14 protein-coding genes are annotated in these 13,246 nt (G+C 34.9%); 8 read left to right on the top strand and 6 right to left on the bottom strand.

Annotation, left to right across the window (positions count from 1 at the left end):
* The first annotated feature begins 12 nt into the window (after positions 1-12).
* From odhB to brnQ, 6 genes are all read left to right on the top strand, one after another.
* A complete protein-coding gene (odhB, locus tag ACZ2V4_RS01680) occupies positions 13-1,248 on the top strand; it encodes a 2-oxoglutarate dehydrogenase complex dihydrolipoyllysine-residue succinyltransferase (protein WP_413474593.1) in 1,236 nt (411 codons plus the stop codon).
* Between the two features lie 68 nt (positions 1,249-1,316).
* A complete protein-coding gene (locus ACZ2V4_RS01675; RefSeq protein ID WP_419894929.1) occupies positions 1,317-2,168 on the top strand; it encodes a VOC family protein in 852 nt (283 codons plus the stop codon).
* A gap of 40 nt (positions 2,169-2,208) precedes the next feature.
* The gene (locus ACZ2V4_RS01670; RefSeq protein WP_219491658.1) at positions 2,209-2,415 is read left to right on the top strand and encodes a DUF6501 family protein; all 207 of its coding nucleotides are present in this window, start codon (positions 2,209-2,211) and stop codon (positions 2,413-2,415) included.
* A 155-nt stretch (positions 2,416-2,570) separates the two neighbouring features.
* Positions 2,571-3,353, top strand: a complete 783-nt coding sequence (locus ACZ2V4_RS01665; protein WP_419894928.1) for an AAA family ATPase — start codon at positions 2,571-2,573, stop codon at positions 3,351-3,353.
* The gene (locus tag ACZ2V4_RS01660; protein ID WP_490514447.1) at positions 3,353-5,194 is read left to right on the top strand and encodes a vWA domain-containing protein; all 1,842 of its coding nucleotides are present in this window, start codon (positions 3,353-3,355) and stop codon (positions 5,192-5,194) included. The genes ACZ2V4_RS01665 and ACZ2V4_RS01660 overlap by 1 nt, the downstream gene beginning before the upstream one ends.
* An 84-nt stretch (positions 5,195-5,278) precedes the next feature.
* Positions 5,279-6,607, top strand: coding sequence for a branched-chain amino acid transport system II carrier protein (brnQ, locus tag ACZ2V4_RS01655; RefSeq protein WP_420493733.1), 1,329 nt, complete (start codon positions 5,279-5,281; stop codon positions 6,605-6,607).
* Positions 6,608-6,619: 12 nt separating this feature from the next.
* Here the strand turns inward: brnQ and ACZ2V4_RS01650 are convergent, their stop codons facing one another.
* From ACZ2V4_RS01650 to ACZ2V4_RS01640, 3 genes are read right to left on the bottom strand one after another with little or no spacing between them, the layout of a single operon-like run.
* A complete protein-coding gene (locus tag ACZ2V4_RS01650; protein WP_219491650.1) occupies positions 6,620-7,777 on the bottom strand; it encodes a toxic anion resistance protein in 1,158 nt (385 codons plus the stop codon).
* A 2-nt stretch (positions 7,778-7,779) separates the two neighbouring features.
* On the bottom strand, positions 7,780-8,487 hold the full coding sequence (locus ACZ2V4_RS01645) for a 5-bromo-4-chloroindolyl phosphate hydrolysis family protein (protein WP_419894926.1): 708 nt from the start codon (positions 8,485-8,487) through the stop codon (positions 7,780-7,782).
* Positions 8,488-8,505: 18 nt separating this feature from the next.
* A complete protein-coding gene (locus ACZ2V4_RS01640; RefSeq protein ID WP_219491645.1) occupies positions 8,506-8,772 on the bottom strand; it encodes an acylphosphatase in 267 nt (88 codons plus the stop codon).
* A 126-nt stretch (positions 8,773-8,898) separates the two neighbouring features.
* On the opposite strand from ACZ2V4_RS01640, the gene ACZ2V4_RS01635 reads away from it, so the two are divergent.
* Together ACZ2V4_RS01635 and cspA are read left to right on the top strand one after the other, a co-directional pair.
* Positions 8,899-9,198, top strand: coding sequence for a DUF1033 family protein (locus ACZ2V4_RS01635; protein ID WP_420493732.1), 300 nt, complete (start codon positions 8,899-8,901; stop codon positions 9,196-9,198).
* A gap of 214 nt (positions 9,199-9,412) precedes the next feature.
* The gene (cspA, locus tag ACZ2V4_RS01630) at positions 9,413-9,613 is read left to right on the top strand and encodes a cold shock protein CspA (protein ID WP_016912585.1); all 201 of its coding nucleotides are present in this window, start codon (positions 9,413-9,415) and stop codon (positions 9,611-9,613) included.
* 143 nt (positions 9,614-9,756) lie between these two features.
* Here the strand turns inward: cspA and lysA are convergent, their stop codons facing one another.
* Genes lysA through ACZ2V4_RS01615 form a run of 3 tightly spaced genes read right to left on the bottom strand, consistent with a single transcriptional unit; the run spans position 9,757 to position 13,233 of the window.
* Positions 9,757-11,028 carry a diaminopimelate decarboxylase gene (lysA, locus tag ACZ2V4_RS01625; protein WP_219491640.1) on the bottom strand — a complete coding sequence of 424 codons (1,272 nt, stop codon included), beginning with the start codon at positions 11,026-11,028 and terminating at the stop codon, positions 9,757-9,759.
* Positions 11,006-12,091, bottom strand: coding sequence for an alanine racemase (gene alr, locus ACZ2V4_RS01620; protein WP_420493731.1), 1,086 nt, complete (start codon positions 12,089-12,091; stop codon positions 11,006-11,008). Before alr ends, lysA begins: the two co-directional genes overlap by 23 nt.
* Positions 12,088-13,233: a M20 metallopeptidase family protein gene (locus ACZ2V4_RS01615; RefSeq protein ID WP_420493730.1), complete on the bottom strand. Its 1,146-nt coding sequence runs from the start codon at positions 13,231-13,233 to the stop codon at positions 12,088-12,090. The genes alr and ACZ2V4_RS01615 overlap by 4 nt, the downstream gene beginning before the upstream one ends.
* Between the last annotated feature and the right edge of the window lie 13 nt (positions 13,234-13,246).

Raw genomic sequence — 13,246 nt, 5'->3', positions numbered from 1 at the left:
GGGGAAATTAAATTGGCTGAAATCAGAGTTCCAGAATTAGCAGAATCAATTACAGAAGGTACAATATCGACTTGGTTCAAACAAGTTGGAGACAGTGTTGAAAAAGGCGAAAATATCGTAGAACTTGAAACAGATAAAGTGAATGTTGAAGTTATCTCAGAAGAAGCGGGGGTTGTTACAGAGCTTAAAGCTGCTGAAGGTGATACAGTTGAAGTAGGTTCAGTCATTGCAATTGTTGAAGCTGGGGGAACACAAAAAGCTACCAATGATGCATCTCAACAAGAAACATCAGCACCTGAAGAGCAGTCAGAATCTAAAGAAGAGGTAAAATCTGAGGAGAAAACGGAAGCTGCTGATAAATCATCAGAACGTATCGTAGCTACACCATCTGCACGACGCTATGCACGTGAAAATGGTATTGATTTAAGTGATGTAAATAGTAAAGATCCACGAGGACTTATTCGTTCGCATGATGTTAAAAATACACAATCAGCGCCTGCACAAAAATCAGAAGCACCAAAACAAACGGCATCTAACCCGGAGAAACCCATAATAAGAGAAAAGATGTCTCGTCGTCGTCAGACTATCGCAAAGAAATTACTGGAAGTATCTAACAATACTGCGATGTTAACAACATTCAACGAGGTAGATATGACGAATGTTATGGAACTTCGTAAGCGTAAAAAAGATAAGTTCCAGGAAGATCATGATGGAACGCGTCTAGGATTTATGTCATTCTTTACGAAAGCGGTTGTAGCAGCACTCAAGAAATATCCTGCTGTAAATGCTGAGATTGATGGAGATGACTTAATCTTAAAGCAATTCTATGATATTGGTGTCGCTGTTTCTACTGAAGAAGGATTAGTAGTACCAGTCGTTCGTGATTGTGATAAGAAGAACTTCGCTGAAATAGAAGGGAGTATCTATGACCTTGCCGTCAAAGCGAGAGATAAGAAACTATCCTTAGATGATATGATGGGCGGATCATTTACAATCACAAATGGTGGTGTATTCGGTTCATTGATGTCAACGCCAATCATTAACGGAACACAAGCAGCTATTTTAGGTATGCATTCAATTGTTACTCGTCCTGTTGCAATTGATAAAGAACGTATGGAAAATCGTCCGATGATGTATATCGCATTAAGCTATGATCATAGAATCATCGACGGTAAAGAAGCTGTCGGATTCTTAAAGACAATAAAAGAGCTGATCGAAAGCCCTGAAGATTTATTGCTTGAAAGCTAATATTGATTTACGTTCGTCCACTATACATTGTATAATATGTATAGTGGACTTATTTTTTGGAGGTTTATATGCAGACGAATGGATTACATCATGTTACGGTTGTTACACATGATATACAGCGATTTTATAATTTCTACAATAAGGTACTTGGACTTAAACTACTCAAGGAAACTGAGAATATAGAAAATACGGCGATGAAAAACTTGTATTTCGGTGACAATAAGGGCAATGCAGGAACATTACTGTCTGTAATAGAAGTTGCGAATCCTCTATTTGTTAAATATACAACGGATGAAATTTATGCCTATTCACTCAGAGTACCAACGGACTATAGCCTCTATGTATTTAAACTCCGTTTTGATGAAATGAATATCAAATATGATACCGTCATTAAATTAAATGGCAAGCATGCATTACCATTTTACGACTGTGACGGAAGATGCGTATATCTTATTTCTGATGAACATAATAAAGGGATTCCTTTAGGGGAGCCTGATGATGACAGTAATGTAGATGCGATTCATCAAATTCTCGGTTTAGGGCCAGTTCTGATTAATGCTTCAAATCGGTTATTAACATCCAGTATACTGACACAAGTATTAGACTTAAAGCACACATCTAGTTATCAGCTAGCAGCATTTGATAATGATGTTCAGGTGTTTACTTCAGGCGATGGAGGTAGTGGTGGAGAAATCCATGTCGTCCAAGGTGCTGCATCAGAAAAGAAACGCGCAGCGAATATTGAGCAGGTGGGAGTATCAGTAACTGAAGAAGTATTATTTGATTATAAGAAACGATTAGAATCTGTTAATATTCCGCATTCAGAGATTAGTGATCGCAAATTTTATAAGACAATCTTCTTTAAGGATCCATGTGGAATTGTATTCGAATTAAGTACAAAACCCGATTTTAATTTGTAAGCAGTAAATATCAAGAAATTATTATAAAAGGAGAATGATTATGTTACATGAAGAATGGCAAAACAAAGAAGCGATTAAGCACGTTGAAGTTATTAATGTAGATGCAAAAAAATATAAAGTAAGTGATATGCTGACTGTCGGAAAAGTTTATGATGTTGTCAATGAAACGGAAGAGTATTATCATATCAGAGATAATAGTGGTAAAGTAGGCGGCTACTATAAAGATTACTTTAAAGAAGTACAGTAGTACAGATTGATAACAGAGATGATACAGCTGATTAATTTATTTGTTCTTCAATATTGAGGTATAGTACAGACCCGTTTAATAAAAGGATACAATATAGTATAATAGAGGATGCAAATCCTCTATTTTTTATGGGATAATTTGAAAGGATGAATATAATGATTAAATACCAAAATAGTGATGCGAGTATAAAAGAAGATGCATTGATCATGTTGAAGCTGAAGAAAAATGTACTGCTAAAAGGGCCGACAGGATCAGGTAAAACAAAATTAGCTGAAACTTTAAAGGATGAATTAAAGTTAAAGATGAATAGCATCAACTGTTCTGTCGATCTGGATGCAGAAAGCTTATTAGGATATAAGACTATTGAAAATATAGACGGAGAAAGTCAAATTGTCTTTGTTGACGGGCCTGTACTTGAAGCGATGCGAGAAGGTAATATTCTTTATATCGACGAAATTAATATGGCAAAACCTGAAACTCTACCAATTTTAAATGGTGTTCTTGATTATCGTAAGACGATTACAAATCCTTTTACAGGAGAAGTAATTACAGCCCATGAAAACTTTAAGGTGATCGCTGCGATTAATGTCGGATATGTAGGGACATTACCGATGAACGAAGCATTGAAAAACCGATTTGTTGTGATAGATATGGATTATATTTCTGGTGACATATTAAAAGCTGTAATTAAAGAACAGACATTACTTGAAGATGAGCAGTTAATCGATCAGATCATAAAGTTTAACCATGATTTAATTACAATGGCGAGTCAAGGTCAAATTAGTGAAGAAGCGAGCTCAATACGTGCGTTACTAGATTTTTGTGATCTAACGACAGTGATGCCAGTCGGGCGTGCAGCAAAACGAGCTATCATTGACAAATTAGATGATGAGCGTGAACAGAATGCGATTCAAAATGCACTGGAACTGAATTTCTAATGAGTGAAAAGTTTATACTTTTTAATGATGAAGTTGTTGATCCTTCATTAATTATGACATTAACAGACCTTGCACAATTGTTGCTCGAAGATAATGAAGTGAAAGTTGATTTTCAGAAATTTGCCTATTATGATCTGGTTGAAAATACGATTAACGTATCATTTAAGTGGAAACATCGCAAAGAAGAGGAAGTTATAAAATTATTAAAGAGTGACTGTATATTATATGCCTATGGATTTCAATATATAGCACTTGATGCTGTAAAAGAGATTATAGAAGAAGATGTAAGATACCCATCATTATTTCAGCAGTTATTTATGATGATTGAAGAATACCGATTGATGCACCTTATCAGAAAAAGCCGTCCATTTACAAATAAATTCTTTACTGTACGTGTAAAAGAAAAAATAAAAGACAATGAAGGTCAGATTGATTTTTATAGAACAAAGGCCATGCCTACGGATGAATTATTTCTACAAGTTGAGCATGCATTACTTATGGAAAATGCATTGTCATTTACGTCATACTATAAGCCGGAAACTGAACTTGCTATGCAACTCGCATTGCAGGATGCATTTACATTGAATAATACATATGACAGTATGAATCTTGCAAATAGAGTTTATTATATACTAGAGCAAGTCATCCATCAGGATATGCTCAATGAATATTATCATATCCCTAAAAATGCCTTTATGAATGCACATGCCTATAAGAAGGCCAATATGGATAAAGCGCACCAGGATGTTGATGATATGGAAGCATCAGAGCATGTTCAGACGAAACAAAAAGATATAAAGACAGAGAACGGTGCTTATCTGGAAACAGAAGTAACAGAAGGATCAAATAGTAACAATATTAAAGAGAATGACAGGCAAGGGGATGCAGGTGATGACATCACAGAGATGTTGATGGCTAAAGGGAAAGCATCGCCTCCTCAAGTAGATGCTCACGGTAATGATATCAGTGAATTTGTCGGAGAAGAGAATAAATACACTGAAATTATATGGAAAAACAGTGAACAGAATGAGTCCAGCAGAGCAACATACAATTTGTACAAAGATGAAGTGAATAAAGAAATAAAATCTTTAGTAAATGTGATTAATAAAAGTATTGAACACGAACAGACATCTGCCCGTATGAATTTAAGCAAAGGGAAGCTAAGTCGCAAACTCACTACCTGGTTCCTGGATGATAAAAAACGTGTATTCTATAAAGAGGATCAGGCGTCTTACAAACTTGATGCTACATTTATGCTGCTTGTTGATGCCTCTTACAGTATGGAAGATAAAATGATAGAAACGATGAAAGGGATTGTGTTATTTCATGAGACACTCATGCAGCTTATGATAAATCATGAAATTATCGCGTTCAATGAAGATGGATTTGAAGCGGATCAATATAATCAACCAAATTATTTTGAACATATTATTCCTTATGAACATGCATTAAATGATAATTACTCAGCAAATATTGTGAGTTTTCAAAATGGAGAAGATAATCGTGATGGGCTTGCAATTAGAGTTGCTGGACAAATGCTGAAGCAAAGAAATGAAAAACAGAAGTTTTTAATTGTATTTTCAGATGGTGAGCCATCTGCATTTGATTATGAATCGAATGGAATTATTGATACACATGATGCCGTCGTTGCTCTCAGAAAAGAAAATGTATACGTCATCAATATCTTTTTGAGTCAGTCAGTTATAGATGATAATACACGTGCAACTGTGCGTAATATCTATAATGACTACTGTATTTTTGTGGAAGGAGTGGAAAAGCTACCAAGCATTATTCAGCCTTTACTAAAAACGTTATTGCTGCAAAGCATGAAACAATTTTAAAATATTCAGAAAATATAAAAACTTGCTTGTTTTCAACGGTTTAAAGTGTTATTATAATTTTTATTAATCAATAGGAGGTTTTATATGAATAAGAACACTTGGATCGTGGGTTTTATGCTATTTGCAATATTTTTTGGTGCAGGAAACTTAATTTTCCCTCCGAATTTAGGTTTTTCTAGCGGACAGTTCTTCTGGCCAGCAATCTTTGGTTTTGTGATAACTGGCGTGGGATTACCTTTATTAGGCATCATTGTAGGGTCATTAGATGAGGATGGGTATAAAGGTGCATTAAAGAAGATTAATCCTACGTTCGGTGTCATCTTTTTAGTTGCAATTTACTTGACGATTGGACCGCTTTTTGCGATTCCTCGTACAGGTGCTACTTCTTACGAGATGGCAGTTGTGCCATTCTTAGATAAACCATCCGCAATGTCTTTATTTATTTTCACTTTAATTTTCTTTGGAATTACTTTATGGTTATCAATCAATCCGTCCAAGATGGTGGATAGAATTGGCTCCATATTAACACCATTACTGCTCGTTTCAATTATTGCATTAGTTATTAAAGGGTTTATGCTATTATCTGATGAATCTCCAGTAACAGCTGATAGTAATATCTATACTGGTAATACGCGTAGTTTCTTCACTGGATTTACAAATGGGTATAATACCATGGATGCTATCGCTGCAATTGCGTTCAGTGTAATCGTTATTTCTGCGATTAAAGGGAAAGGTATCACGAAGGAGACAGGTTTATTTAAACAGACTGCTTTTTCAGGAATTATAGCTGCGATTGCATTAGGATTTATCTATGTTTCATTGGGCTGGATAGGCAGTCGTTATCATTTAACACAAGATGAACTATCAAATATTTCGAATAACGAGCTAGATTTAGGAACTTATTTATTAACACATGTAGCTAACGCAACATATGGCACTTTCGGGAAACTATTGATTGGTGCTATCGTTTCACTTGCATGTTTAACGACAGCTACTGGTTTAGTTGTAGCTGTATCAGAATATTTTCATGAAATATTTCCAAAAATATCTTATAAAATGTATGCAGTTGTGTTTACCTTGTTTAGCTTAGTTTTAGCAAATCAAGGTTTGAGTTCAGTAATCGCGATGAGTGTTCCTGTCTTATTGGTACTATATCCAATTGCGATGACACTTTTACTAACAATGCTCTTAGCTAAGTTTATTCCGACACCGCAGCTTGCAATGCAGATTCCAATCTTTATCGTGACAATTATTGCAATCTTATCCGTACTACAAAGCCAGTTTCAGATTGCACCATTTATGGATCACTTACCGCTTAAAGGGGAATCGATGGAATGGTTATTATTTGCAATTGTAGGTTATGTGATTGGTCTTTTAATTGGTAAGGATAAAGAAAAAATTGTATATTCATAACAAAACCAGAGATTAATATCTCTGGTTTTGTTCTTGTTGAAGTTGTAGAAGCTGTGTTTTTAAATCCTGTTCCATCTTGCTGAGCTCTATTTCTGCATTGCGTCGTTTTTCCTTTCCTTCCGCCTGTATATGCATCGTTTCACGTATAGTATCTACTATATTTTGCTGTGTTATCTTTAAAGTTTCTAATTCAACGATGCCACGCTCGTTTTCTTCAGCAGTACGAATTGTATTCATCTTTAACATCTCTGAATTTTTGAGTAGGAGTTCATTCGTTGTATTTGTAACTTGCTGCTGCGCTTTAGAAGCCTTTTGCTGATGAAGCAGACTCATTGCAATAGCCATCTGATTCTTCCATAACGGAATACTTGTGAGAATTGAACTTTGAATCTTTTCGGCTAAAGTTTGGTTAACATCTTGTATCATACGAATTTGAGGCGCAGACTGCAGTGTAATTTGTCTGGATAGTTTAAGGTCATAGATTCTTTTATCGAGTCTGTTGACATAATGTCGCATATCATTAACTTCCTGAACAATCATCTGATCATTTGTGTGCAGCGCTTTTTGCTCAAGTTCAGGTAGAAGTTGATTATTAATTTCATCTCTCTTTTCTTCTGCTGCGATAATGAACATGTCAATCGCTTCAAAATATTCCTTATTCTGATCGTATAGCTGATCTAGCATATTGATATCACGCATTAATACATTCTTTGAATTATCAAGTTCCACTGAAATTCTATCAATCTGACTTGCGACAGATTGATATCTTGAAATAAGTTCATTTACAGATTTTGATACACGTTTAAATAATCGTTTCACCTTACTCTTATCGATATTCTGTATTTCATCTGGATCAACTTCTTTAAGCTTCTTCATAAGCTGATCTAGATTATTGCCGATAGAACCAATATCTTTTCCTTGAACCTCATCTAATATTTGGTGTGAGAACTGAGATAATTTTTGCTGTGCACCTGCGCCATAAAGTAAGAGCTTTTCATTATCTAATGGTACAATCTGATTTTTTATCTGATTGATTTGTTCACGTTTTTCAATAGACATCTCACTGTTATCAAAAGTCGTTGTAATATTATTTTGTTGTTCAGGAATTATTTCTTTCTGAATTTCGAAAGGGTTGCTTACGAGTTCGTCTGTTAAATTTTTATTGCTCATGGTTATTTCCTCTCTTCTTCATAGTGAACTGCATTTTTAAATTGAAGTGGGGCTTTCTCTTTATGCTCAATCTGTGATTGTTTGTCATCAAATAATTGTTTAGTTGTATAGTTATCTGCCAGATTAATTTCAACTCTCATTGTTTCATAACTCTCTTTGTTGAGTGCACGTAAATCGGCTTGTAATGTACGCTTTAGTTCATCTAACGTCAGTCTTGCATGATTTAACAGTTGCTGATCCTCTTTTGTTTTATGAGGCATTCTTGACAAATAAAGATATTCATTTAATAAATTGACCGTATTGTCGAGATGTGAGAAGAAAAAGCTATCCACATTAAAAAACTTTGATGGAGACTTCTGAACATTCTTAAAAATCACGCGTGCCAGTTTATTTATCTCATTAACATTTTTAAGTTCACTTAATGAGCGGACTTTCTTGTATTGAACTAATAGGTGTTTGATTTTTGGTTCTGCAATTTTTAACTGTTTCCTAACGTATTTATAATCATTTTTTGATAGGCCAATTTCTTTAAGATAAGTATGTGCTGCTTTTTGCTGTACAGGTAAAAACGTCATGATATAAGATCCAAACATTATTAAAGTATCAAGCCACATTTCAAATTGAAATATGTTCATGGAGATTATACCAGTTATAATCGCAACGGGTATAGCTAAAATTGCACCTAATATATAGGAGGTATTATATTTCATATAATCAATCCTTGTCATTTATTTAAGCGTTGTAAATCTATTGAATTGCTGAGGCGATATTTCTTCTGATGTATATGACTCCACCTTAGACATAGGAGATGCACCGCGTATTACAGCCTGTTCAAATTGTGACAAATTTTCATCGCCAGTCGCATAGATTTCTACATGCTCATCTACATTTTGAACAGTGCCGGTAATGTGATATTGTAGCGCTAGTCTTTCGGTAAAATATCGAAATCCAACGCCCTGGACTTTACCGAAAACTTTAATATGCAATGTTTTCATTAATGTCACCTCTTATTTATTATTATAAGTAAGAATGCAAAAAACTCCTAATAAATCGCATTGGTAATAGCATTTACTTGAACTTTTTTATGATGACATTCATAATGTGATGGAGAGGTGAATGCCATGTATGAAGTCGTTACTATTCGAGCAGAATATGAAGGATGGTGGCTTTTTGAAGATTTATGGGATTGTGTGACAGAACTTAATAGATTTAGTACGTTAAAAGACACAGAGATATATTATAGTGAGCAACTCAATAAGCTAAGAAAAAAATTTAAAAACGAGCTTATCGGAAAGCATAATATTCATGCATTCTATAATAACTGTGAACTGATTTACTGTGAAGACTGTGATGATGATATTCAAATCTTTCATAGTCTGATCGTCTTTAAAGATAAGCAGGTCGTCACGATGAAGCTTTAATGTTACAATAGATTAAAGATTGTAAAAAGTTAAAATATACAGTTTATTGTATTGCATATCTAAGTTGTGTATCTTATAATATTATATAACCAATAGGATTATTCCATATTACAAAGTAAATGTAAGAAGATGTATAAGAAATACACTGCACATGTTTATTTTGTAATATGTGAATAATCACATATTGAATTATATAGTGTGGAGGTTTCTTATTATGAAACAAGGTACAGTAAAATGGTTTAACGCAGAAAAAGGATTTGGATTCATCGAGATCGAAGGAGAAAATGATGTATTCGTACATTTCTCAGCGATCAATCAAGAAGGGTACAAATCATTAGAAGAAGGACAAGCAGTGGAATTCGAAGTTGTTGAAGGCGACCGTGGACCACAAGCTGCTAACGTTGTCAAATTATAATTTTAATGCAATAAATTATATATGAACGTTAATATTAACCCCCAACATTAGTTGGGGGTTAATATTTTTTAACTATAAAATATTATAATAATGTTATGTAAACTTTTATTTATATTTAAAAATCCCCAAAAATAAATAGGGGATTAAAGAACTTCGTTTGCAGTCAGATGTTCTAAAGATTGTCTTTTTATTACTTGTCGTACGTTATCTTTCGTGACAAATATTACTGCTGGCTTTAACATCTGGTTATAATTAGAACTCATACTATAATGATATGCACCTGTCGCTTTAACCACTAGCAAATCACCACGTTTAATTGATGAGGGGAGCATTATATTGCGCATAATAATGTCGCCAGATTCGCATAATTTACCAGCGACGGTTACTTCTTTATCGTGTATTTCATTACGATCTACAAGTAGTAGTTCGTATTTCGCATTATATAATGCTGTCCGTATGTGATCGCTCATCCCACCATCTATTGATACATAACAGTTTGTATCAGGAATATCTTTGACAGTACCAACCTCATAGACTGTAATACCAGCTTCACCAACGATTGAGCGCCCCGGTTCTAATGATATTTCTGGTACAGGATAGGAATGTTTCTTACATTCATTTATTAGTGTTTCAGTTATCCTCTTAATACCTTCTTCGATAGGGTAGCTGATATCTTCTGAAGTATATTTGATGCTGAAACCACCACCAATATTTAATATATCAATTTCAATTTTATGTTGTGTCAGCCAGTTTATGACAAGTTCAATCGTCTTGATTGTGCCCGTAGACTCAAATATTTGTGATCCAATGTGGAAATGAACGCCTTTGAATTCGATATGAGGTGCGGCTTCAATTTGTCTTACGCCTTTTATTGCTAGTCCATGTCTGATACTTAAACCAAATTTACTATCTTCCTGGCCAGTCTGAATAAATTCATGCGTATGAGCTTCAACGCCAGGATTAATGCGTAGTACTGCTTTTACAGTTTGTTCTAATGAACGCGCAATATCATTGATGCGTTCGATTTCATCAAGGCTATCGATAACAAAATATTCAACCCCTGACTCAATCGCGTATTTAATTTCTCGATCTGTTTTATTGTTTCCATGAAAATGGATCTGTGAAGGTGAAATTTTAGAATGTAGTGCTGTAAATAGTTCTCCTTCACTAACGACATCAAGTCCCATATGCTCTTCATTCATTAAATTAAATAACTGAACAGATGTAAATGCCTTAGAAGCATAAGAGATTGTGTAGTTTAATCCAGATGCTTTTAATGCACTATGAAATCTTCTGCATTGATTACGTATTTCATCCTCATCGTAGATAAATAGTGGGGTACCATATTCTTCAGTAATTTGTCGAATATTATGTCCGTTGATTGTAAGTTGATTATTGATATACGTTAATGTCATTGATATACTCCTTTTTTAATGAATGATGGTTCAGTGCACTGAGCTGTTCAGAATTTGCTCCGACACCTTTAAAAGTGAACGCATCGATTCTAATCTCGTTACTATATAATATTACTTCATCTCCAGCTTGCACTGTATCATCTACTTCTACAAACATATGACTCATCATCAAAGCGCGGATAGGATGACGTTTACCCTTGATGATGCAGTCATGCTTACTTCTCGTCCTCAATATGCCATCACCATAACCGATATCTACTACAGCAAGCTTCGTTTCTTTCTCTGCTGTAAAGGCGGAGCTGTATCCTGCAGATTCTCCCTTTGATATATTTCTTACTTGAATTACATTTGCACTAACAGTCAATGATTGGTGGGTAACAGATTCATCTAATGATGCATAGGGTCTGCTTCCATAAAGAATAATGCCAATTCTGACATGTGTATGATCATCAAATAGGCTATCTCTCATAAAGCTAGCGCTATTTTGACTATGGATCATTTCAAAAGCATGATACTCAGAAATCCATTTCAGTCCTTTTAACCAGGCTTCTTTTTCATTTTCGTATTCCGTAACATCAAATTCATCAGCATAACCGAAATGTGTCCATATCCCGTTAATATTCATCTGTAAGTGAACAGGTAACTGATTATTGTCATCAATTACAGCTTTCATTTCTTCAAATGTTTTAAATCCAGAGCGATGGAGAAGATTTTCATATTCGAGATGTACTGATATCCCACCTAATTCAGTCTGATACTTATGATAGAATGCTAGAGAAGGTAACGTCATTTGAATATTATATTGTCTTAAGTCGTTGAATTGAGTAACAGGATTCATCAAAAATATAGTAGCTTCGGGTGCTATTTTTCTTATGAGAATTGCTTCATTTAAATTCGTTGTACTAAAAGTTGTAATACCAGCTTGTAGAAATGCATCTATTGCAAATTCCAGTCCATAATGATAGGCATTGTTCTTTACGACGGCCATTACAGGAGTATTGCTCTTCACGGATTTCACATTTTCCACAAACTTAGTACGATCTACAGTCCATCGCGCAGTCATTTTGATTCCTCAAATCTGTTAAAAATTGCTTCCAGAACGTCAATCCCATATATCAGTGCTGATTCATCAAAGTTGAACGTCGACGTATGAAGCCCTGTAACAAACTGTTTATCTTCATTTCTGCACCCTAAAAATGCGAAGGTGCTGGGTATGACTTTTCCGTAGAAAGAGAAATCCTCTCCAAATAAATAAGGTTCTTCTTTTTCTATTCTATTGATTTTACTATCAATCAAAGCTTCGCTCATGAATGCATATGCTGACTCGTTATTTATCGTTGGAGGATACCCTTCCGCAAATTTAACTTCTATTGTACAACCGGTAATTAACTGAGCAGAGGTTGCAATATGATCCATCTGTTGTTTAATAACTGCTAGATTGTCCATATCGTATGTTCTGATTGTACCTTCTAAGTAACCATTGCTAGGCACTGTATTGATTGCTTCACCTGCATGTAATTTACCGATATGGATGATATTCGACTTTAAGCCTGGAAGATGATAATGCTGGATTTGAGAGAGTTGATTGAGTATCATCGTCAAGGCTTCAGCAGTTGAATGTCCTTGTTCTTTGTTGGCAACATGACTCGATGTGCCATTAATAAAGAAACGATATTCAGTTGCGCTGGCAGTTAATGCACCAGGTCTGCTTAATAATGTACCTTCATCGTTATCGGGCTGCATATGTAATCCGAATATATATGAAGGCTGAATTTCAAATTGATATGCATTCAGTAGATGATGAGCGCCAGCACCTGACTCTTCAGATGGCTGAAATATAAAGTAAACAGTTGAATTTAACGGTGTAATATCATGGCTTTGTTTAATGCGTCGTATTAATGCGAGTAGCATTGTCGTATGACCATCGTGTCCACAAGCATGCATCACTCCATCACGTAGAGAACGGTAGGGCACATCATTTTCTTCATGAATCGGCAGGGCATCGATATCTGCTCTAAAAGCAATTGAAGATGTTCCTGTACCCTTAATATAAGCAACACAACCAGTACCTAGGGGAGAATCATAAGCGATTCCCATTTTATCAAGTTCTGATTTGATTAATTCTGTTGTTTTGTATTCTTCAAATCCTAATTCTGGATACATATGCAATGTGCGTCTAATATGTGTAATATAATCTAATTCCATTGTTTCACCTCAT

Source organism: Macrococcus sp. CoH-51_TC_04, assembly GCF_058188655.1.
This window is presented reverse-complemented; position numbering and strand designations above follow the sequence as displayed.

Coding starts and splice junctions, on each gene's coding strand:
- ACZ2V4_RS01675 (WP_419894929.1), top strand. CDS start 1,317: ATGCAGACGAATGGATTACATCATGTTACGGTTGTTACACATGATATA.
- ACZ2V4_RS01670 (WP_219491658.1), top strand. CDS start 2,209: ATGTTACATGAAGAATGGCAAAACAAAGAAGCGATTAAGCACGTTGAA.
- ACZ2V4_RS01665 (WP_419894928.1), top strand. CDS start 2,571: ATGATTAAATACCAAAATAGTGATGCGAGTATAAAAGAAGATGCATTG.
- ACZ2V4_RS01660 (WP_490514447.1), top strand. CDS start 3,353: ATGAGTGAAAAGTTTATACTTTTTAATGATGAAGTTGTTGATCCTTCA.
- brnQ (WP_420493733.1), top strand. CDS start 5,279: ATGAATAAGAACACTTGGATCGTGGGTTTTATGCTATTTGCAATATTT.
- ACZ2V4_RS01650 (WP_219491650.1), bottom strand. CDS start 7,777: ATGAGCAATAAAAATTTAACAGACGAACTCGTAAGCAACCCTTTCGAA.
- ACZ2V4_RS01645 (WP_419894926.1), bottom strand. CDS start 8,487: ATGAAATATAATACCTCCTATATATTAGGTGCAATTTTAGCTATACCC.
- ACZ2V4_RS01640 (WP_219491645.1), bottom strand. CDS start 8,772: ATGAAAACATTGCATATTAAAGTTTTCGGTAAAGTCCAGGGCGTTGGA.
- ACZ2V4_RS01635 (WP_420493732.1), top strand. CDS start 8,899: ATGTATGAAGTCGTTACTATTCGAGCAGAATATGAAGGATGGTGGCTT.
- cspA (WP_016912585.1), top strand. CDS start 9,413: ATGAAACAAGGTACAGTAAAATGGTTTAACGCAGAAAAAGGATTTGGA.
- lysA (WP_219491640.1), bottom strand. CDS start 11,028: ATGACATTAACGTATATCAATAATCAACTTACAATCAACGGACATAAT.
- alr (WP_420493731.1), bottom strand. CDS start 12,091: ATGACTGCGCGATGGACTGTAGATCGTACTAAGTTTGTGGAAAATGTG.
- ACZ2V4_RS01615 (WP_420493730.1), bottom strand. CDS start 13,233: ATGGAATTAGATTATATTACACATATTAGACGCACATTGCATATGTAT.